This is a genomic window from Rathayibacter tritici (assembly GCF_002932875.1).
Taxonomy (GTDB): Bacteria; Actinomycetota; Actinomycetes; order Actinomycetales; family Microbacteriaceae; genus Rathayibacter; species Rathayibacter tritici.
In genome coordinates, this window is sequence record NZ_PSWS01000058.1 from 207,861 (window position 1) to 228,228 (window position 20,368).

The following is a 20,368-nucleotide window of genomic DNA, read 5'->3' on the forward strand; positions in this document are numbered from 1 at the left end:
CATCGTGTCGACGTCGTCATGCGGCGTGCTCCACCATGCGAGAGGGCGGACGGTCCCCGTCTGCCCCACGTCTCGAGAAGGGTCAGTACCAAGTGTCAGAACTGCAATGGGAATCCATTGACGAGAAGGCAGTCGACACGGCGAGGGTTCTCGCCGCGGATGCAGTCGAGAAGGTCGGCAACGGCCATCCCGGAACCGCCATGAGCCTCGCGCCGGCCGCGTACCTCCTGTTCCAGAAGGTCATGCGCCGCGATCCGTCCGATGCCACCTGGATCGGTCGTGACCGCTTCATCCTGTCGGTCGGCCACTCCTCGCTGACGCAGTACGTCCAGTTCTACCTGGGCGGCTACGGACTCGAACTCGACGACCTCAAGGCGTTGCGCACCTGGGGTTCGAAGACCCCGGGCCACCCCGAGTACGGCCACACCGACGGCGTGGAGATCACCACCGGCCCCCTTGGCCAGGGTCTCGCCTCCGCCGTGGGCTTCGCCTACGCCTCGCGCTTCGAGCGCGACCTGTTCGATCCGGAGGCTGCCGCGGGCACCTCCCCGTTCGATCACTTCGTCTATGCCATCGCCGGCGATGGCGACCTGCAGGAGGGCGTCACCAGCGAAGCCTCCTCACTCGCCGGCCACCAGAAGCTCGGCAATCTGGTCGTCATCTACGACTCCAACCAGATCTCGATCGAGGACGACACGAACATCGCCTTCACCGAGGACGTCAAGGCGCGCTATGAGGCGTACGACTGGCAGGTCCAGGTCGTCGACTGGAAGAAGACCGGCGAGTACCACGAGGACGTCGCCGAGCTGCACGCCGCGATCGAGGCCGCGAAGAGCGAGACGGACAAGCCGTCACTCATCATCCTGCGCACCATCATCGGCTGGCCCTCGCCGAAGAAGCAGAACACCGGCAAGATCCACGGCTCCGCCCTGGGCGCCGACGAGCTCCGCGGCCTGAAGGAGGTGCTCGGCTTCGACCCCGAGAAGACCTTCGACGTCGCCGACGAGGTCATCCAGCACACCCGCAGGGCCGTCGAGCGCGGCCAGGCGCAGCACGCCGAATGGGACGAGCAGTTCGCCGCCTGGGCGTCGGCGAATCCCGAGAAGAAGGAGCTACTGGACCGGGTCCTCTCGGGTGAGCTGCCCGAGGGCGTCCAGGAGGCACTCCCGGTCTTCGAGCCGGGCAAGGAGGTCTCGACCCGCGCCGCGTCCGGCAAGGTCATCAACGCCCTCGCCGGGGTGATCCCGGAGCTGTGGGGCGGCTCCGCCGACCTCGCCGAGTCGAACAACACCACGATCGAGGGAGCCGGCTCCTTCGTCCCCTCGGAGTTCTCGACGCACGAGTGGACCGGCACGAAGGGCGGCCGCGTGCTGCACTTCGGCATCCGCGAGCACGCGATGGGCGCGATCCTCAACGGCATCGTGCTCCACGGGAACACCCGTCCCTTCGGCGGCACCTTCTTGATCTTCTCCGACTACATGCGCCCGGCAGTCCGTCTCGCCGCGCTGATGAAGGCGCCGGCGATCTACGTCTGGACCCACGACTCCGTGGCGCTCGGTGAGGACGGCCCGACGCACCAGCCGATCGAGCAGCTGGCGACTCTCCGCGCGATCCCCGGCCTGGACATCGTTCGCCCCGGCGACGCCAATGAGGTCGCCTACGCCTGGAAGACCATCCTCGAGCGCCGCGAGGGACCCGCCGGCCTCGCGCTCACCCGTCAGAACATCCCGGTGTTCGAGCGCGGCGACGGCGACGCGGTGGGCGAAACCTTCGCCTCCGCCGCGAACGTGGCACGAGGCGCCTACATCCTGGCCGAGGCACCGGGCGGCACCCCGGACGTGATCTTCATCGCGACCGGCTCCGAGGTCCAGATCGCCGTCGAGGCGCGCGAAGCGCTGAAGGGCGAGGGCATCAACGCCCGCGTCGTCTCGGCTCCGTCGCTCGAGTGGTTCGAGGAGCAGGACGCCGAGTACCGCGAGAAGGTCCTCCCCTCCTCCGTGAAGGCCCGCGTCTCGATCGAGGCCGGCCTGAGCCTGGGGTGGCAGAAGTACGTCGGCGACGCCGGCCGCTCCGTCTCGATCGAGCACTTCGGCGCCTCGGCCGACTACAAGACCCTGTTCCGCGAGTTCGGAATCACCACCGAGGCGGCTCTGTCCGCCGCCAAGGAGTCGCTCGCAGCGTCCTGACCCGAAGGCCGCGTCCACCACGGACGCGGCCTTCGCGCTCGGGGCCGCGGCTCCCCCTCACACCACGCACCATCGACGCAGAAGAAGAAGAGACATGACCGAGAACACCCCCACCGCAGACCTCTCCGCCGCCGGAGTCAGCATCTGGCTCGACGACCTCTCCCGCTCGCGTATCTCCACCGGAGGGCTGCAGAAGCTCATCGAGGAGAAGAACGTCGTCGGAGTCACCACGAACCCGACGATCTTCGCCGCTGCCCTGACCAACGGCGAGTCCTACGACGCGCAGGTGCGCGAGCTCGCCGCCGCCGGCACCTCGGTGACCGACGCCGTCTTTGAGATCACCACCGACGACGTCGCCGCGGCGTCCGACATCTTCCGCCCGATCTACGACGCGACCGACGGCTACGACGGCCGTGTCTCGATCGAGGTCGAGCCCGGTCTCGCGCACGACGCCCAGGGCACCATCGAGCAGGCCAAGGCCCTCTGGAAGAAGGTCGACCGCCCGAACGTGATGATTAAGATCCCCGCGACCGTCGAGGGCCTCGAGGCCATCACCGAGGTCATCGGATCCGGCATCTCGGTGAACGTCACGCTGATCTTCTCGCTTGCCCGCTACCGCGCCGTCATCAACGCCTACCTGGCCGGCCTCGAGAAGGCCAAGGACGCCGGCATCGACCTGTCCACCATCCACTCCGTCGCCTCGTTCTTCGTCTCGCGCGTCGACACCGAGATCGACAAGCGCCTCGAGGCCGTCGGCACCGACGAGGCCCGCGCGCTGAAGAGCAAGTCGGGCGTCGCCAACGCGCAGCTCGCGTACGAAGTCTTCGTGGAGGCGTTCGCCACCGAGCGCGCGCTGCTGCTGCAGGAGTCGGGAGCCAACCGCCAGCGCCCCCTGTGGGCCTCGACCGGCGTCAAGTCGACCGATCTCCCCGACACCCTCTACGTGACCGAGCTGGTTGCGGCCGGCGTCGTCAACACGATGCCCGAGAAGACCCTTGAGGCGACCTTCGATCACGGCGAGATCACCGGCGACACCGTCACCGGCTCCTACGCCGACGCGAACGCCGTCCTCGACGCCGTCGCGGCGCAGGGCGTCTCCTACGCCGAGGTCACCGAGCTGCTCGAGAAGGAGGGAGTCGAGAAGTTCATCGTCTCCTGGAACGAGCTGCTCGACACCGTCACCGCCGCGCTCGAGGGCGCGAAGGCGCAGGCCTGATCATGGCCCTCCAGATCCACGTCAGCGGAGACGCCGAAAAGGCCGTCGACCGCGTCGTCCCGGAACTCGTCGCCGACGAGGTCGCGTCCGGCATCACCGCCCAGGTCCCCACGCTGTGGGGCGCCGCGGCGGAGGAGGAGTCGGCCAAGCGCCTCGGTTGGACCGAGTCGACCTCCGTCTCCAGACCGTTGATCCCCGAGATCCTCGCCCTGCGCGAGGAGTTTCAGGCCAAGGGCATCGACCACATCGTCCTCGGCGGGATGGGCGGTTCGTCGCTCGCGCCCGAGGTCATCACGCGCACCGCCGGAGTCGAGCTGACCGTGCTCGACTCGACGGCGCCTGGGCAGGTGCTCGCGGCTCTGAACGACCGGCTCGCCTCGACCGCGGTCGTCATCTCCTCCAAGTCCGGCTCGACCGTCGAGACCGCGAGCCAGAAGAAGGCCTACGAGAAGGCGTTCACCGAGGCGGGCATCGACCCGCTGGAGCGCATCGTCATCGTGACCGACCCCGGCTCGCCGTTGGACTCTTCGTCCCGCGAGGCGGGCTACCGCGTCTTCAACGCCGACCCGAACATCGGCGGGCGTTTCTCGGCGCTCTCCGCGTTCGGACTCGTGCCCTCCGGGCTCGCCGGCGCCGACATCGAGGCCCTCCTCGACGAGGCTGCCGAGGCCTCGCTCGGGCTGGCCGTCGACAGCCCCGAGAACCCGGGTCTGATCCTCGGAGCGGCAATCGCCGCCACCAGCCCGCGCCGCGACAAGCTCGCGATCGTCGCCGACGGGACCGACATCGTCGGGTTCGCCGACTGGGCCGAGCAGCTCATTGCCGAGTCCACCGGCAAGGACGGCACCGGCATCCTCCCCGTCGTCCTCGGTACCCTCGCCCCCGAGCTCTCGGAGGACCTGCCTGACGTACAGGTCGTCCGCCTCGTCGAGGACGCCACCGCGCTGCACCTGTTCCCGCGCGACCGGCACGCGGGCGAGATCCTCCTCTCCGGCTCGCTCGGCGCGCAGATGCTGACCTGGGAGTACGCCGTCGCGGTCGCGGGACGGCTCCTCGGCATCAACCCGTTCGACCAGCCCGACGTCGAATCAGCCAAGGTCGCGACCCGGGCGCTGCTCGAGAAGCGCCCTGAGCCCGAGGCACCCGCGTTCACCGACGCGGGCATCGAGGTCACCGGAAGCAGCAGCGTCACCGAGGGTGTCGCGACCGTCGCCGCGGCGGTGGACCGGCTCCTCGCCCAGCTCGGCGTCGGCGGCTACGTCTCGATCCAGGCCTATGTCGACCGCCTCACCCTGCCGCAGCTCGAGGGCGTCCGCGACCTGCTCGCCGCGCAGGCGCAGCGCCCCGTCACCTTCGGATGGGGCCCGCGCTTCCTCCACTCGACTGGGCAGTACCACAAGGGTGGCGCGCCGACGGGCGTGTTCCTGCAGATCACCGAGCGCTCCGACGTGGATCTCGAGATCCCGGAGAGTCCGTTCACCTTCGGCCAGCTGATCCTGGCCCAGGCCGCAGGCGACGCGAGCGTGCTCGCCGAGCATGGCCGGCCGGTGCTCACGCTCACGCTGACCGACCCCGAGGCCGACCTCGAGGCGCTCTTCGAAGCCCTGAACACCTGATCCGCCGGGCACGCCGCTGCCGCGTCTCCGGCGTGCAGCGGCGTGCCCGCGGTCGTCCCCCGTGATCACTTCCCACGATCACTTCCGGGAACGGCTCCGCGCGCGCCCACTCCTCCCCCTCCTCCTCACCGAGAGCAGTGCGTCGGTCCCACCGGCACACAGAAGGACACTGCACATGTCTGTGGACATCACCCCCGAATTCAACCCGCTGAGGTTGAGCTTCGACCGCCGATTGAACCGGATCGCCGGGCCCAGCGGGCTCGTTATCTTCGGCGTGACCGGCGACCTCTCCCGGAAAAAACTCATGCCCGCGGTGTACGACCTCGCGAACCGCGGTCTCCTGCCGCCCGGCTTCGCCCTCGTCGGGTTCGCCCGGCGCGACTGGGACGACCAGGACTTCGAGCAGGTCGTCCACGACTCAGTGAAGAAGCACGCACGCACCGAGTTCCACGAGGAGGTCTGGGCGCAACTCGCCCAGGGAATCCGCTTCGTGCAGGGCGAGTTCGACGATCCGGAGGCGTTCGCGCGACTGAAGACTACGGTCGACGAACTCGACCGCGAGCGCGGGACGAACGGCAACTTCGCCTTCTACCTCTCGATTCCCCCGAAATCTTTCCCGCAGGTCACCGAACAGCTGCGCAACTCGGGTCTCGCCGAGCAAAAGGACGGCCAGTGGCGCCGCGTCGTCATCGAAAAGCCGTTCGGCAGCGACCTGACGACGGCCCGCGAACTCAACGACGTGGTCGAGTCGGTCTTCCCGCCCGACTCCGTCTTCCGCATCGACCACTACCTCGGCAAGGAGACCGTCCAGAACATCCTGGCGTTGCGCTTCGCCAACATGATGTACGAGCCGCTCTGGAACGCGAACTATGTCGACCACGTTCAGATCACGATGGCCGAGGACATCGGCGTCGGTGGTCGCGCGGGCTACTACGACGGCATCGGAGCGGCGCGCGACGTCATCCAGAACCACCTGCTCCAGCTGCTCGCGCTCACCGCGATGGAGGAGCCGATCTCGTTCGATGCGGCCGACCTCCGCGCCGAGAAGGAGAAAGTGCTTGCGGCCGTGCGCCTGCCCGCCGATCTGTCGACAGCGACCGCTCGCGGGCAGTACGCCGGCGGTTGGCAGGGCGGAGAGAAGGTCCTCGGCTTCCTCGAGGAGGACGGCATGAGCCCCACGTCGACCACCGAGACCTACGCCGCCATGCGCCTGGATATCGGCACCCGCCGCTGGGCCGGCGTCCCGTTCTACCTGCGCGCCGGCAAGCGCCTCGGTCGTCGAGTAACGGAAATCGCCGTCGTGTTCAAGCGCGCGCCGCAGCAGCTCTTCGCTGAGAGCCAGACCACCTCGCTGGGCCAGAACGCGCTCGTCATCCGGGTACAGCCCGACGAAGGGGTCACCATGCGCTTCGGCTCCAAGGTGCCCGGCGCCGGGATGCAGGTGCGCGATGTGACGATGGACTTCGGTTACGGCCACGCCTTCACCGAGGCCAGCCCCGAGGCCTACGAGCGCCTCATCCTCGACGTCCTGCTGGGAGAGCCGCCGCTCTTCCCGCGGCACGAGGAAGTCGAGCTGTCCTGGAAGATCCTCGACCCGATCGAGGAGTTCTGGAGCACGCAGGGCCAGCCCGAGCAGTACCGCCCCGGAACCTGGGGCCCCGATTCCGCCGACGAGCTCCTCGCCCGCGACGGCCGCACCTGGAGGCGTCCATGATCGTCGATCTGCCCGACACCACGACGAGCGAGGTCTCGAAGACCCTCGTCAAGATCCGTGAGGAGGGCGGCGCCGTCGCCCTCGGCCGCGTGCTGACCCTCATCATCGCCACCTCCCGGGGTCACGAGGAGGAGGCCATCGAGGCCGCCAACGACGCGTCCCGCGAGCATCCCATGCGCGTCATCGTGGTCTCCAAGGACGACGGCACCACGACGGTGCCGGTCGACGCGACCGCCCGAGTCGACGCGCAGATCCGGGTCGGAGGCGACGCCGGAGCGAGCGAGGTGGTGGTCCTTCGCCCCTACGGCGATGCGGCGGTGGATGAGGAGAGCCTCGTCACGGGCCTGCTCCTGCCCGACGCTCCCGTCGTCGCCTGGTGGCCGAACAGCGCGCCCGGGAACGCCTCCGCGTCGCCGATCGGCCGCATCGCGACCCGGCGCATCACCGACGCCTCGGCCCAGTCGAACCCGGCGGAGGCGTTGCACCACCTCGCCTCCACCTACGCGCCCGGCGACACCGACTTCGCCTGGACCCGCCTCACCCTCTGGCGCGCTCAGCTCGCCGCCGTGCTGGACCAGCCGCCGTACGAGCCGATCACCGCCGTCCAGGTCTCGGGCGCGCCCGACTCCCCCTCGACGATCCTGCTCGCCGCCTGGCTACAGCTCGAACTCGGCATCCCGGTCGACCACGAGCTCACGATCAGCGCGACCGGGTCCAGCGGGATCCACGGCGTGCGGCTGATCCGCGACTCCGGAGTCATCGAGCTCGAGCGCTCCGTCCCCGATATCGCAACGCTCACGCAGCCCGAGCAGCCGGTACACGACATCTCGCTCCCGCGCCGCAGCCTCCGCGACTGTCTGGCGGAGGAGCTGCGCCGCCTCGATCCGGATGACCTGTACGGTGAAGTGATCTCGCGCGGGGTCGACATGCTCACCGAGAAGGCCGAGGCCCGCAGCGCCTCCTGAGGTGCGAGCGCCTATCCCGGGCGCCCCACCTCAGAACTTCCCGACACCGGAGCCGAACCCCGCCGCTCGGCACCCGAACCCGAAGGAGATCCCCAGATGACCACCGAACGCCGCGTGCTGGTCCATCGCGACAAGCAGACCCTCGCCGGCTCGGTCGCCGCGCGGTTCCTGACCAAGACGATCGACATCCTCGACGACCTGGGGTCGGCGAACGTGGTGCTCACCGGAGGGAGCATGGGGGCCGCTACACTCGCGGAGATCGCCTCCTCCTCCGCCGCAGGTAACGTCGACTGGTCGCGTGTGCACTTCTGGTGGGGCGATGAGCGCTGGGTGCCGCGGAGACACGAGGATCGCAACGACGTCCAGGCCGGAGATCTGTTCCGTGTCCTGGACGTGCCAGCGGCGAACGTGCACTCGTACCCCGCATCGGACGAGGGCCTCGACCTCGACGGGGCCGCCGCCGCTTACGATGCGCAGCTGCGGGAGCACGCCTCCGAGGGCCGCGAGTACCCGCGGTTCGACATCACCTTCCTCGGCGTCGGACCGGACGGACATATCGCCTCGCTCTTCCCCGAGCGCTCCGCGATCCGCTCGAGAACTCCGGGCGTTCTCGCGGTCCGCAACTCCCCTAAGCCGCCGCCCGAGCGCTTGACGCTCACACTGCCGCTGATCAACCAGTCGGACCGCATCTGGATGGTCCTCGCCGGCGCCGACAAGGCCTCGGCCCTCGGACTCGCGCTCGCGGGTGCCAGTACCAACGAGGTCCCGGCGTCGGGTGCGTTCGGGCGCAAGCGCACGGTCTTCTTCGTCGACCAGGAGGCCGCGGCCGAGGTCCCGGAGTCGCTGATCGCCCCCAGCTACTGAGGCTCGCAGACGCCGGAAGGGCCGTCCCCGAGGGGGCGGGCCTTCCGGCGTTCTCCCGTCCGAGAGGATCAGGAGGGGGTGGCGGTTCCCCGGCGAGCACGCAGCTGCTGCAAGGCCTCCTCGAGGAGCTGCGCCGCCTCGGCCTCGGTCCGGCGCTCCTTCACGTAGGCGAGGTGCGTCTTGTACGGCTCGGCCTTCGCGACCTGGGGCGGGTTCGCCCGGTCACGGCCCGCGGGGAGACCGGACTGCGGGGAGTCGATCACCTCGGGGATCTCGTCATCGGGGAGCGCCGCCGAGAAGTGGCGCACCGTCTCGTTGCCGAGAGCGTCCCAGTAGGAGACCGCGACGCGTTCCGCGTGGAAGCCCCGGTCCTGCTCGCCCATCGGTCCTGCGCCGACGCGCGAACCGCGGATTGCACTGCCGCCTGATGCCATTGCGAGTACCCCTATGCTCCGGTGGTGAACTTGGTGATGAGGCCGAGCACCACGATGCACGCCAGCCAGATGAGCCCGAGAATCACAGTGATGCGGTTCAGGTTGCGCTCGGCGACGCCCGAGGCACCGAGGTTGGAGGTGACTCCGCCCCCGAACATGTCGGACAGACCGCCGCCGCGCCCCTTGTGGAGCAGGATCAGCATGGTGAGCAGAAGGCTCGTGATGCCCAGGATGACCTGGAGCACGACCTGGAGGATGTCCACGCGGTACCTTTCGAAGTTCTTGCGCCTTGCGCGCCCCGACGAGTATAACGGCGCCTGCGAATCGCCGAGGAATGCGTAGCCTCGTGTTCCCGCGGACGGATATGGGCGGGCCTCCGACAAGCCGCGCGCAGCCGTGCAAGGCGAACCGGTGATCCGCGGTCCACCGGATCGACGGAGCCGAGCGTCGCACGCTCTCCGCAACGCACCCCGCCACCGAGCCGACCGCGCAACGCCGCGCAGGGAGCGGTGTGGACGAGGAAAGGGCGGGCCCCACGGGCCCGCCCTTTCCTCGCACCAGCTCAGACCCCGACGTGGTTCCGGAATCGTGCGATCGCGGCGAACTCGTCGACCTGGAGGCTGGCGCCTCCGACGAGCGCTCCATCGACATCGGGCTCGCGCATGAAGCCGGCGATGTTGCCGGACTTCACGGACCCGCCGTAGAGGATGCGGGTCTTCGCCGCGGTGTCCGCGCCGAGGACATCGGCGACTACCGCGCGCAGGGCCTTGCAGACCTGCTGCGCCTGCTCGGGCGTCGCCGCCTGGCCGGAGCCGATGGCCCAGACCGGCTCGTACGCGACGACCAGGTCGGCGTCCGTCGGGAGGCCGGTGAGGGCCTCCTTCAGCTGCGCAACCGGCACGGCCGAGGGGCCGTGCTTCTCGAGGTCCTCCGCGGTCTCGCCGACGCAGATGATCGGGGCGACGCCATGCTTGACCGCTGCGGCCGACTTGGCTGCGATGTCCGCGTCCGTCTCGCCGTGGAGCGTGCGCCGCTCCGAGTGGCCGACGATCACGTAGTCGCAGTCCAGCTGCTTCAAGAACTGGCCCGAGATCTCCCCGGTGTAGGCACCGCTGTCGAACTTCGAGACGTCTTGCGCACCGTACGTGAGCGGCAGGGCGTCCGAGTCGATGAGGATCTGCACCGGCCGGAGGTCGGTGAAGGGCGGAAACACCGCCACCTCGACGCCGTCAAAGTCGTGGTTGGCGTCCTTGAGGCTCCACGCCAGCTTCTGCACGAAGGCAATGGCCTGGAGGTGGTCCAGATTCATCTTCCAGTTGCCGGCGATGAGCGGGGTGCGGGCGGTGGTGTCTACCATCCGAGGACCTCCAATCCGGGGAGGCGCTTGCCTTCGAGGAATTCGAGGCTCGCTCCACCTCCCGTTGAGATGTGGCCGAACTGGTCATCCTCGAAGCCGAGGGCCCGGACGGCGGCGGCGGAGTCGCCGCCACCGACGACGCTGAGTCCGTCGACCTCGGTGAGCGCCTGCGCGACGGTCTTCGTGCCGGCCGCGAACGGCTCCAGCTCGAAGACGCCCATCGGTCCGTTCCAGAACACCGTCGTGGACGCTGCAATGACCTCGGCGAAGCGCTTCGCCGTGTCCGGTCCGATGTCGAGGCCGAGGCCCTTGTCACCGAACGCGGTGTCCTCGATCGCATCGGCCGCAGTGACCTCGTGCTCGGCGTCGGCGCCGAACCTTGAGGCCACCACGATGTCGGTGGGCAGCACGATCTCGACCCCCAGCTCCTTCGCCCTCGCAAGGTAGCCGAGCACGGTGTCGACCTGGTCCGCCTCGAGCAGGCTCGCGCCGACCTCGTGGCCCTGGGCCTTGAGGAAGGTGAAGAGCATCCCGCCACCGATGAGGATCGAGTCGACCTTCGGCAGCAGGTGCTCGATCACGCCGAGCTTGTCCGACACCTTCGAGCCGCCGAGAACGACGGAATAGGGGCGCTCGGGCTTTTCGGTCAGACGCTCCAGCACCTTCAACTCGGCCGCGATCAGCGTGCCCGCAGCACTGGGGAGCAGCTGAGCGAGCTCGTAGACGCTGGCCTGCTTGCGGTGGACGACTCCGAAGCCGTCGGAGACGAAGGCGTCGCCGTAGGCGGCGAGCTTCTCGGCGAAGGCACGGCGCTCCGCCTCGTCCTTGCTCGTCTCGCCGGGGTTGAACCGCAGGTTCTCGAGGACGACGACCTGGCCGTCCTCGAGGGCGTCGACGGCGGCCGAAGCGGCCTCGCCGACGGTGTCGTCTGCGAAGGACACTGGAGCATCGAGCAGCTCGCCGAGGCGGGCGGCGACGGGAGCGAGACTGTACTTCGCCTCGGGCGTCCCCTCGGGGCGCCCGAGGTGGCTCACGACCACGACTCGGGCACCCTCGGAGACCAGACGCTGGAGCGTGGGGACCGACGCACGCACGCGACCGTCGTCCGTAATCGTCGCGTCCCTCAGGGGGACGTTCAGATCGCAGCGGACGACGACGCGCTTGCCTGCGAGGGAACCCAGTGAGTCCAGAGTGCGGAACGTCACTGCGCGCAGCCCTTAGAGCTTGCCGGCGACGAACTCGGCGACGTCGACGAGACGGTTGGAGTAGCCCCACTCGTTGTCGTACCAGGAGGCGACCTTGACCTGGTTGCCAATCACCTTGGTGAGACCCGAATCGAAGATCGAGGAGTGCGGGTCGGTCACGATGTCACTCGACACGATCGGGTCCTCGGTGTACTTCAGGATGCCCTTGAGGTCGCCCTCGGAGGCCGCCTTGTACGCCGCGTTGATCTCCTCGACGGTGGCGGGGGTGGTCAGCTCAACGGTGAGGTCGGTGATCGAGCCGGTCGGGACCGGGACACGCAGGGCGTAGCCGTCGAGCTTGCCGACGAGCTCCGGGATGACCAGGCCGAGAGCCTTGGCGGCACCGGTCGAGGTCGGGATGATGTTGAGCGCGGCGGCGCGTGCGCGACGCAGGTCGCTGTGCGGGCCGTCCTGCAGGTTCTGATCCGCGGTGTACGCGTGGACCGTGGTCATCAGCCCTCGCTCGATGCCGAAGGTGTCGAGCAGAACCTTGGCGAGCGGCGCGAGGCAGTTCGTCGTGCAGGACGCGTTCGAAATGATGTCGTGCGTCGCCGGGTCGTAGGTGTTCTCGTTCACACCGAGGACCAGGGTCGCGACGTCACTGCCGGTGGCGGGAGCGGAGACGATGACCTTCTTGGCACCCGCGGTAATGTGCTTGCGCGCATCCTCCGACTTGGTGAAGCGGCCGGTCGACTCGATGACGACGTCGACTCCCAGCTCACCCCAGGGGAGGTTCGCGGGGTCGCGCTCCTCAAGGACGATGATCGGCCGACCGTTGACGACGATGCGGTCGCCGTCGAGCTCGACGGTCGCGTCGAGACGGCCCGTGATGGAGTCGTACTTCAGGAGGTGCGCGAGGGCCTTGTTGTCGGTGAGGTCGTTGACCGCGACGATCTCGAGGTCGCTGCCCTTGGCGAGGGCCGCGCGGAAGAAGTTACGACCGATACGGCCAAAGCCATTGATGCCGATCTTGACGGACACAGATATCTCCTGATGAGGACAGGCACCTCGACGGTGCAGTGGAGGGGTGGAAGCCGGCGACAGGGCGTCCCGGGCGCGGGGCCCGGGACGCCGAGATCGCTACGACAGTAGCAGCAGACCCGACGTCCGCTCGCGAGCCTTCTCGAAGCGCGCGGACACGTCGGCCCAGTTCACAATGTTCCAGAATGCCGCGACGTAGTCGGCCTTCACATTGACGTAGTCGAGGTAGAAGGCGTGCTCCCACATGTCGAGCAGGAGGACCGGGACGGTCGCCGCGGCGAGGTTGCCCTGGTGGTCGTAGAGCTGCTCGATGAGGAGCTTCTCGCCGAGCGAGTCCCAAGCGAGGATCGACCAGCCGGAGCCCTGGATGCCGAGGGCCGACGCGGTGAAGTGGGCGCGGAACTTATCGAACGAGCCGAAGTTGTCGTCGATTGCCGCGGCGAGCTCGCCGACGGGCTTGTCGCCGCCGTCCGGCGAGAGGTTGTTCCAGAACACGGTGTGGTTCACGTGACCGGCGAGGTTGAAGGCCAGGTCCTTCTGGAGCTTGTTCACGTTCGCGAGATTCTCGCTGTCGCGAGCCTCCTGCAGCGCGGCGAGAGCGGTGTTCGCCCCGGTCACGTACGTCGCGTGGTGCTTGTCGTGGTGGAGCTCCATGATCCGCCCACTGATGTTCGGCTCGAGGGCCGAGTAGTCGTAGGGCAGTTCGGCGAGCGTGTAGTCAGCCATGTGCGATCTCCTGTTCGTGGTCGTCGCTCCCGTGCGACCCGTCGGCGTCTCGGCGTCTTCCGCACGGCGGAGGAAGAGGGCCGGGAGTGTCCTGAGCGACCCGATCAGTCTAGCGAGAGGCCCCCGCGGCGTTCGGAGGGCTTGTGCTGTTCGACCAGGCGACACTCAGCGTTCGCCTGGCGACGCTGGCCCGCCCGCCGGGTCTACAGGTCCTGCAGTTCGGCGGGAAGGTTCGCGTCGGTGCCCGGGATATCAAGATCGGAGGCGCGCTTGTCGGCCATCGCGAGCAGTCGGCGAATCCGACCGGCCACGGCGTCCTTGGTCATCGGCGGGTCGGCGTGGTGACCGAGCTCGTCCAGGCTCGCGTCGCGGTGGGCCAGGCGCAGGCGTCCGGCATAGCGGAGGTGCTCGGGGATGTCGTCGCCGAGGATCTCCATCGCGCGCTCCACTCGCGCGCACGCGGCAACGGCGGCCTGGGCGGAGCGGCGCAGGTTGGCGTCGTCGAAGTTGACGAGCCGATTCGCGGTCGCGCGGACCTCGCGGCGCTGGCGCAGCTCCTCCCAGCTCGCGACGGTCGCGGTCGCGCCCATCAGGGTGAGCATCGCGCTGATGCTCTCGCCGTCGCGGATGACGACGCGGTGCACGCCGCGGACTTCGCGGGACTTGGCCTGGACGCCGAGGCGTCCCGCCGCTCCGACGATCGCCATCGCCGCTTCATTGCCCGGGCAGACGACCTCGAGCGCGGCAGAGCGGCCGGGGTCGGTCAGCGAGCCCTGCGCGAGGAAGGCGCCGCGCCACAGAGCGGCGAGTTCCTCACGGGAGCCGGTGGTCAGGCGATTCGGAAGGCCGCGGACGGGGCGGCCGCGCTGATCGAGCAGGCCGGTCTGCCGGGCGAGGGTGTCCCCGCCGTCGACGACGCGCACGAGCCAGCTCGTAGTGCGACGCGAGCCGCCGGCCGAGACGATGCTGCCCTCGCTGCGGACGCCGTAGAGTTCGGCGAGGTCGCGGCGCACGCGGGTCGCGAGCGGGGCGGAGTCGAGCTCGACCTCGACCGCGAGGCGGTGGGAAATGATGTGCAGTCCTCCGCAGAAGCGGAGGATGGTCGCCAGTTCGGCGGCTCGGACGGTGTTCTTGCGCGAGACGATCGCAACCAGTTCGCCCTTGACGTCTGCGGTGAGGGCCACGGAGTCTTCCTTACGTCGGGTGCGCGGCTGAGCGCGCGGGGATCATTCTCGGCCGAGGTCGCGGTGCGCCACGTTGACGGCGACGCCCGGCAGTTCAGCCAGCCGAGCCGCGACACGGCCGGCGACCGCGACGGAGCGGTGCTTGCCTCCTGTGCAGCCGATGGCGATGGTCGCGTGGCGCTTGTTCTCGCGCTGGTAGCCGTCGAGCACGGGGCGCAGAGCCCGGGAGTAGGAGTCGATGAACTCCTCGGCGCCCTGCTGGGCCAGCACGTAGTCTCTCACCTCTTCGTCGAGACCCGTATGCGGACGCAGCTCCGGAATCCAGTACGGGTTCGGCAGGAACCGTGCGTCGGCGACCATGTCGGCGTCGGTCGGCAGTCCGTACTTGAAGCCGAAGCTCATCACCGTGACCTGTAGACCGGCGCGGCCGGCCTCGGCGAAGCGCTCCGTGATGCTGGTGGCGAGCTGGTGGATGTTGAGATCCGAGGTGTCGATGACGATATCTGCCGACTCCCGCAGTTGGGCCAGGCGCGTGCGCTCGGCGGAGATGCCGTCCAGGAGCGTGCCCCGGCCCTGCAGCGGGTGCGGCCGGCGTACCTGCTCGAAGCGGCGGACCAGGGCGGCGTCGGTCGCCTCCAGGAACACCACCCGCAGGTCGACTCCGGCGCGCAGCTCGCGGATGATGTCGCCCAGGTCCTCGAAGAAGTCGCGTCCGCGGACATCGACGACCGCGGCGATCTTCGGCAGCGTGTCCCCCGCCCGCTGGGCGAGGTCGACGAGCGGCCGCAGCATCTGCGGCGGCAGATTGTCGACGACGTACCAGCCGAGGTCCTCCAGCGCGTTCGCGGCTGTGGACCGGCCCGCTCCGGACATCCCCGTGACGATCAGCACGTCTTGCTGCTCGCTCTCCGTGCTCATGCGCTCTCCGTGCTCGTGTCTGCTCGTGTCCTCGGTGCCGGGCACCGGCCCGCTCTCCCCGGAGGACGGGCCTCCAGCCTAGGGCGTGCCCCCTGCGGCGGACCCGTCCGGGTGTAGGTGTGCGTGGATCGCGCCCGCCAGAGTCGGGCCGATGCCGGTGACCTCGGCGATCTCGCTCTCGCCCGCCTCGCGCAGTCGCGCGACGGAGCCGAAGTGCTTGAGCAGCTCGCGCACGCGCGTGCTGCCGAGCCCGGGCACCTCGGCGAGCTGCGACGAGATGTCGCGCTTGCGTCGCGTGCGCTGGTGCGTGATCGCGAAGCGGTGGGCCTCGTCGCGAATCCGCTGAAAGAGGAAGAGAGCGTCACTATTGCGCGGCAGGATCACGGGGAAGTCGGAGTCGGGCAGCCAGATCTCCTCGAGGCGCTTGGCGATCCCGCACAGGGTGATGCCCGTCACCCCCGACTCGTTCAGCGCACGCTGGGCGGCTGCGACCTGGGGCTGACCGCCGTCGACGATCAGCAGCTGCGGCGGGTAGGAGAACTTGCGCCGCTTGGCCTCGCCCGTCTCCGGGTCGATCGCCGCGGGCTCGACCGGCTCGCGCAGGTAGGCGAGGCGGCGGGTGAGCACCTGGTGCAGCGACTCCGTGTCATCGGTGGACTCGGCGATGGAGAAGCGACGGTACTGGTCCTTGCGAGCGAGCCCGTCCTCGAAGACCACCATCGAGGCGACGATGTTGGTGCCGCTGAGGTGGGAGACGTCGTAGCACTCCATCCGCAGCGGCGCCTCACTCATTCCCAGGGCGTCGCGGATGTCCTCGAGCGCCTGCGTGCGCGCGGTGAAATCGGCCGAGCGGCGGGTCTTATAGAGCATCAGCGAGTGCTTCGCGTTCTGCGTCGCCGTCTCGAGCAGAGCCGCCTTATCACCGCGCTGAGCCGCTCGGAGGCGGACATTCGTACCGCGCAGATCGCTCAGCCACTCCTCGAGCGCCTCGGTATCCTCCGGGAGCTCCGGCACGACGACCTCCCGGGGCGGGAGGTCGCCGGTCTCGTACGCGGCCTGAAGAGCCGTGTCGACGAGCTCCGCCGTGCTCATGTCGAGCTCCTTGTCGACGACCCAGCCGCGCTCACCGCGAATGCGGCCCCCGCGGACGCGGAACTGCTGCACGGAGGCGGCGAGTTCGTCGTGCACGATCGCATAGAGATCGACATCGACGTTGTCTCTGAGCACGACCGCGCTCTTGGCCAGGACCGCGTCGAGGGCGGCAGCCTGGTCGCGCAGCTTGCCCGCTCGCTCGTACTCCATCGCGCCGGCGGCCTCGCGCATCTCCTTCTCGAGTTCGCCGATCATCCGCCGGTCATGACTGCCCATGAAGGCGACGAAACGATCGACCATCTCGCGGTGCTCCGCAAAGGTGACCCGGTGCGAGCAGGGCCCGCCGCAGCGTCCGATCTGCGACGCGAAGCAGGGTTTACCGCTCTGCATCGCGCGCTTGTAGGTGGAGTCGTTGCAGGTCCTGATCGGGAACGCCTTGATCATCAGGTCGATCGTCTCGTGGATCGCCCAGATCTTCGGGTAGGGCCCGAAGTAGCGGGCCTTGCGAATTTTCGCGTTGCGCGTGACCATCACTCTCGGCGCCTCGTCGCCGAGCGTCACCGCCATATAGGGGTACGACTTGTCGTCGCGGAACTTGACGTTGAAGGGCGGGTCGAACTCGTTGATCCAGGTGAATTCGAGCTGGAGTGCCTCGACGTCGGTCCCCACGACGGTCCACTCGACTCCCGAGGCCGAGGTGACCATCCGCCGAGTTCGCTCGTGCAGGCTCGGGAGTGGCGCGAAGTAGTTGCTCAGCCGAGCGCGGAGGTTCTTGGCCTTGCCCACGTAGAGCACCCGACCCCGGGCGTCCGTGAAGCGGTACACGCCCGGGAGGGTCGGGATCTCGCCCGGCTTCGGCCGGAAGTCGACTGTCTGCGTCATGCCTCTCGCTCGCGTCAGCCGAGGATCTCGGCGAGGAACATGCCCGTGTGGCTTCCCTCGGCCTTCGCGACATGCTCGGGCGTGCCCACGGCCACCACCTGGCCGCCGCCCGCTCCGCCCTCGGGGCCCATGTCGATCAGCCAATCGGCCGACTTGATCACGTCGAGGTTGTGCTCGATGGTGATGACCGTGTTGCCCTTGTCGACCAGGCCGTTGAGCACCATCAGGAGCTTGCGGACGTCCTCGAAGTGCAGGCCCGTGGTCGGCTCGTCGAGCACGTAGACGCTGCGGCCGTTCGAGCGGCGCTGGAGCTCGGTGGCGAGCTTCACGCGCTGCGCCTCGCCGCCGGAGAGCGTGGTCGCGCTCTGACCGAGGCGGACGTAACCGAGACCCACCTCGACCAGTGTCCGGAGGAACCGGTGGATCGCCGTGATCGGCTCGAAGAAGTCGGCGGCCTCGGCGATCGGCATGTCGAGTACCTCGGCGATGTTCTTGCCCTTGTAGTGCACGGTGAGGGTGTCGCGGTTGTAGCGCGCTCCCCCGCAGACCTCGCACGCGACATAGACGTCGGGAAGGAAGTTCATCTCGATCTTGATCGTGCCGTCGCCCGAGCAGGCCTCGCAGCGTCCGCCCTTGACATTGAAGCTGAACCGGCCGGGCAGATAGCCGCGTGCCTTGGCCTCCGTCGTCTCTGCGAAGAGATTGCGGATGCGATCGAACACCCCGGTGTAGGTGGCGGGGTTCGAGCGCGGCGTGCGGCCGATCGGGTTCTGGTCGACGTGCACGACCTTGTCGAGGTTCTCGAGGCCGGTGACGCGGGTGTGCTTGCCCGGTACTTTCCGGGCTCCATTGAGCTGGTTGGCGAGCACTCGATACAGGATGTCGTTGACCAGGGTGCTCTTGCCCGATCCTGAGACTCCGGTGACCGCGACGAACGTGCCGAGCGGGAACTCCGCATCGACTTTGCGCAGGTTGTTGGCGTTTGCCCCGACGACCTTGATCATCCGCTTGCGGTCGATCTTGCGGCGCTTCTTCGGAACCTCGATCGCCTTGCGGCCGGACACGTAGTCGCCGGTGAGCGAGTGGGTGTTCTGGAGTAGGGATTCGTAGGAGCCGGAGTGCACGACCCTGCCGCCGTTGACCCCTGCACCCGGGCCGATGTCGACGATCCAGTCGGCAGTGCGGATCGTGTCCTCGTCGTGCTCGACCACGATCAGAGTGTTGCCGAGATCGCGCAGCTTGATGAGCGTGTCGATGAGGCGGCGGTTGTCGCGCTGATGGAGGCCGATGCTCGGCTCGTCGAGCACGTAGAGCACACCGGTGAGCCCGGAGCCGATCTGGGTCGCGAGCCGGATCCGCTGCGCCTCACCGCCGGACAGGGAGGCAGCGGCGCGCGAGAGGTTGAGGTAGTTCAGCCCGACTTCGATGAGGAAGTCGATGCGCGCCCGGATCTCGCGGAGCACCTGCGCGGCAATGTGCGCCTCGCGGTCGGTGAGATCAAGCCGGCTCATGAAGTCCTGGGCGTCGCCCAGACTGAGGTCGGCCACATCGGCGATGCTCGCGCCGTGCACGAGCACGGCGAGCACCTCGGGCTTGAGGCGTGAGCCCTTGCACACGGGGCAGGGCACCTCACGGAGGAACTCGGCCCAGCGGGTGCGCTGGACGTCGGTCTCGGCCTGAACGAACTGGCGCTCGATGTAGGGCACGACGCCCTCGAAGCCGGAGGTGTAGCTCATTTCGCGGCCGTAGCGGTTCTTCCACTTGACCTTGACCTCGAAGTTGTCGCCGTGGAGGACGGCCTGCTGCACCTCGGTGCTGAGGCGCTTCCACGGGGTGGTCAGCGCGAAGCCCAGGTCGCGCGCCAGGCCGTCGAGCAGCTTCTCGTAGTACTGGAAGAGGCCCTTGCCCTGGGTGGTCCAGGGAATGATGACGCCCTCGGCGATGCTGAGGTCGGGGTCGCCGAGGAGCAGTTCGTCGTCGACCGACATCCGCGTGCCGAGGCCGGAGCACTCGGGGCAGGCTCCGAACGGCGCGTTGAAGGAAAAGGTGCGCGGCTCGATCTCGGTGAGCGAGATCGGGTGATTGTTCGGGCAGGACAGCTTCTCGGAGTAGGTGGTCCACGCGCCCTCGCCCTCACCGTCGACGAAGTTGATCTGGACGATGCCGTCGGTGAGCCGCAGAGCCGTCTCGAGAGAGTCGGTGAGGCGTCCGAGGATGTCGGGGCCGGCGACGAGCCGGTCGACGACGACCGAGATGTCGTGCTTGTACTGCTTCTTGAGCACGGGCGGCTCACTCAGCTGGATGAGCTTCCCGTCGACCATCGCACGCGAATAGCCGCCCGCGGTCAGCTCCTTGAAGAGGTCGACGAACTCGCCCTTCTTCTGCGAGACGACCGGGCTGAGGATCTGGTAGCGAGTGCCGGACTCGAGTTCCATCAGCTGGTCGGCGATCTGCTGAACAGTCTGCGCCGAGATCCGCTCGCTGCAGATCGGGCAGTGCGGAATTCCGATGCGGGCCCAGAGCAGACGCATGTAGTCGAAGATCTCGGTGATCGTGCCGACGGTCGAGCGCGGGTTGCGGTTCGTCGACTTCTGGTCGATCGAGACGGCGGGGCTGAGGCCCTCGATGAAATCGACGTCTGGTCGGTCCACCTGTCCGAGGAACTGGCGGGCGTAGGCGGAGAGCGACTCGACGTAGCGCCGCTGGCCCTCGGCGAAGATCGTGTCGAAGGCGAGGGACGACTTGCCGGAGCCCGACAGACCGGTGAACACCACCATCGAGTCGCGGGGGATCTCGAGGTCGACGTTCTGCAGGTTGTGCACCCGCGCGCCGCTCACCACCAGCTTCGACGTCGACTCGTCGAGCGAGGAGACGAAGCGGTGGAAGGAGGGAGAGGGGGTGGAGGAGGGGTCCGTAACGGCGTTCAGGATCGACACTCCGAAAGTGTATGCGGAGCCACCGACATCGCCCGAGGCGTTCGCTGGGCGCT

General features: G+C 68.4%; 16 protein-coding genes. 6 read left to right on the forward strand and 10 right to left on the reverse strand.

Annotation, left to right across the window (positions count from 1 at the left end; translation table 11 throughout):
• Positions 1 to 92 precede the first annotated feature (92 nt).
• From tkt to pgl, 6 genes are all read left to right on the forward strand, one after another.
• Positions 93 to 2,186, forward strand: a complete 2,094-nt coding sequence (tkt, locus tag C5D07_RS11395) for a transketolase (protein ID WP_104259381.1) — start codon at positions 93 to 95, stop codon at positions 2,184 to 2,186.
• A 94-nt stretch (positions 2,187 to 2,280) separates the two neighbouring features.
• A complete protein-coding gene (gene tal / locus C5D07_RS11400) occupies positions 2,281 to 3,402 on the forward strand; it encodes a transaldolase (RefSeq protein WP_068252960.1) in 1,122 nt (373 codons plus the stop codon).
• Between the two features lie 2 nt (positions 3,403 to 3,404).
• Positions 3,405 to 5,018: a glucose-6-phosphate isomerase gene (locus C5D07_RS11405; RefSeq protein WP_104259382.1), complete on the forward strand. Its 1,614-nt coding sequence runs from the start codon at positions 3,405 to 3,407 to the stop codon at positions 5,016 to 5,018.
• Positions 5,019 to 5,193: 175 nt separating this feature from the next.
• Complete coding sequence (gene zwf, locus C5D07_RS11410) at positions 5,194 to 6,732, forward strand: glucose-6-phosphate dehydrogenase (protein ID WP_068252954.1); 1,539 nt, start codon at positions 5,194 to 5,196, stop codon at positions 6,730 to 6,732.
• The gene (locus C5D07_RS11415) at positions 6,729 to 7,697 is read left to right on the forward strand and encodes a glucose-6-phosphate dehydrogenase assembly protein OpcA (protein WP_068252952.1); all 969 of its coding nucleotides are present in this window, start codon (positions 6,729 to 6,731) and stop codon (positions 7,695 to 7,697) included. The genes zwf and C5D07_RS11415 overlap by 4 nt, the downstream gene beginning before the upstream one ends.
• 96 nt (positions 7,698 to 7,793) lie before the next feature.
• Positions 7,794 to 8,561 (forward strand): 6-phosphogluconolactonase, encoded by a 768-nt coding sequence (gene pgl, locus C5D07_RS11420; RefSeq protein WP_104259383.1) that lies wholly within the window; start codon positions 7,794 to 7,796, stop codon positions 8,559 to 8,561.
• A gap of 68 nt (positions 8,562 to 8,629) precedes the next feature.
• Here pgl and C5D07_RS11425 read toward each other — a convergent pair whose 3' ends face one another.
• The 10 genes from C5D07_RS11425 to uvrA form a co-directional block, all read right to left on the reverse strand.
• Positions 8,630 to 8,995, reverse strand: coding sequence for an RNA polymerase-binding protein RbpA (locus C5D07_RS11425; protein WP_068252946.1), 366 nt, complete (start codon positions 8,993 to 8,995; stop codon positions 8,630 to 8,632).
• Positions 8,996 to 9,006: 11 nt separating this feature from the next.
• On the reverse strand, positions 9,007 to 9,258 hold the full coding sequence (secG, locus tag C5D07_RS11430; RefSeq protein ID WP_068252943.1) for a preprotein translocase subunit SecG: 252 nt from the start codon (positions 9,256 to 9,258) through the stop codon (positions 9,007 to 9,009).
• A 299-nt stretch (positions 9,259 to 9,557) separates the two neighbouring features.
• Positions 9,558 to 10,352, reverse strand: a complete 795-nt coding sequence (gene tpiA, locus C5D07_RS11435) for a triose-phosphate isomerase (protein WP_068252940.1) — start codon at positions 10,350 to 10,352, stop codon at positions 9,558 to 9,560.
• Positions 10,346 to 11,557: a phosphoglycerate kinase gene (locus C5D07_RS11440; RefSeq protein ID WP_068252937.1), complete on the reverse strand. Its 1,212-nt coding sequence runs from the start codon at positions 11,555 to 11,557 to the stop codon at positions 10,346 to 10,348. Before C5D07_RS11440 ends, tpiA begins: the two co-directional genes overlap by 7 nt.
• 12 nt (positions 11,558 to 11,569) lie before the next feature.
• Positions 11,570 to 12,577, reverse strand: coding sequence for a type I glyceraldehyde-3-phosphate dehydrogenase (gap, locus tag C5D07_RS11445; protein ID WP_068252934.1), 1,008 nt, complete (start codon positions 12,575 to 12,577; stop codon positions 11,570 to 11,572).
• Positions 12,578 to 12,676: 99 nt separating this feature from the next.
• On the reverse strand, positions 12,677 to 13,303 hold the full coding sequence (locus tag C5D07_RS11450; protein ID WP_068252931.1) for a superoxide dismutase: 627 nt from the start codon (positions 13,301 to 13,303) through the stop codon (positions 12,677 to 12,679).
• 203 nt (positions 13,304 to 13,506) lie between these two features.
• The gene (whiA, locus tag C5D07_RS11455) at positions 13,507 to 14,487 is read right to left on the reverse strand and encodes a DNA-binding protein WhiA (RefSeq protein ID WP_068252928.1); all 981 of its coding nucleotides are present in this window, start codon (positions 14,485 to 14,487) and stop codon (positions 13,507 to 13,509) included.
• A 42-nt stretch (positions 14,488 to 14,529) separates the two neighbouring features.
• Positions 14,530 to 15,405: an RNase adapter RapZ gene (gene rapZ, locus C5D07_RS11460; protein ID WP_068257200.1), complete on the reverse strand. Its 876-nt coding sequence runs from the start codon at positions 15,403 to 15,405 to the stop codon at positions 14,530 to 14,532.
• Between the two features lie 78 nt (positions 15,406 to 15,483).
• A complete protein-coding gene (gene uvrC, locus C5D07_RS11465; protein ID WP_104259384.1) occupies positions 15,484 to 17,379 on the reverse strand; it encodes an excinuclease ABC subunit UvrC in 1,896 nt (631 codons plus the stop codon).
• A gap of 14 nt (positions 17,380 to 17,393) precedes the next feature.
• Positions 17,394 to 20,219 (reverse strand): excinuclease ABC subunit UvrA, encoded by a 2,826-nt coding sequence (uvrA, locus tag C5D07_RS11470; RefSeq protein ID WP_249028230.1) that lies wholly within the window; start codon positions 20,217 to 20,219, stop codon positions 17,394 to 17,396.
• Positions 20,220 to 20,368: the final 149 nt, after the last annotated feature.

What these genes read in the sequence shown, in the direction of transcription:
- tal (WP_068252960.1), top strand. Translation starts at nt 2,281, where the DNA reads ATGACCGAGAACACCCCCACCGCAGACCTCTCCGCCGCCGGAGTCAGC.
- C5D07_RS11405 (WP_104259382.1), top strand. Translation starts at nt 3,405, where the DNA reads ATGGCCCTCCAGATCCACGTCAGCGGAGACGCCGAAAAGGCCGTCGAC.
- zwf (WP_068252954.1), top strand. Translation starts at nt 5,194, where the DNA reads ATGTCTGTGGACATCACCCCCGAATTCAACCCGCTGAGGTTGAGCTTC.
- C5D07_RS11415 (WP_068252952.1), top strand. Translation starts at nt 6,729, where the DNA reads ATGATCGTCGATCTGCCCGACACCACGACGAGCGAGGTCTCGAAGACC.
- pgl (WP_104259383.1), top strand. Translation starts at nt 7,794, where the DNA reads ATGACCACCGAACGCCGCGTGCTGGTCCATCGCGACAAGCAGACCCTC.
- C5D07_RS11425 (WP_068252946.1), bottom strand. Translation starts at nt 8,995, where the DNA reads ATGGCATCAGGCGGCAGTGCAATCCGCGGTTCGCGCGTCGGCGCAGGA.
- tpiA (WP_068252940.1), bottom strand. Translation starts at nt 10,352, where the DNA reads ATGGTAGACACCACCGCCCGCACCCCGCTCATCGCCGGCAACTGGAAG.
- C5D07_RS11450 (WP_068252931.1), bottom strand. Translation starts at nt 13,303, where the DNA reads ATGGCTGACTACACGCTCGCCGAACTGCCCTACGACTACTCGGCCCTC.
- rapZ (WP_068257200.1), bottom strand. Translation starts at nt 15,405, where the DNA reads ATGAGCACGGAGAGCGAGCAGCAAGACGTGCTGATCGTCACGGGGATG.
- uvrC (WP_104259384.1), bottom strand. Translation starts at nt 17,379, where the DNA reads ATGACGCAGACAGTCGACTTCCGGCCGAAGCCGGGCGAGATCCCGACC.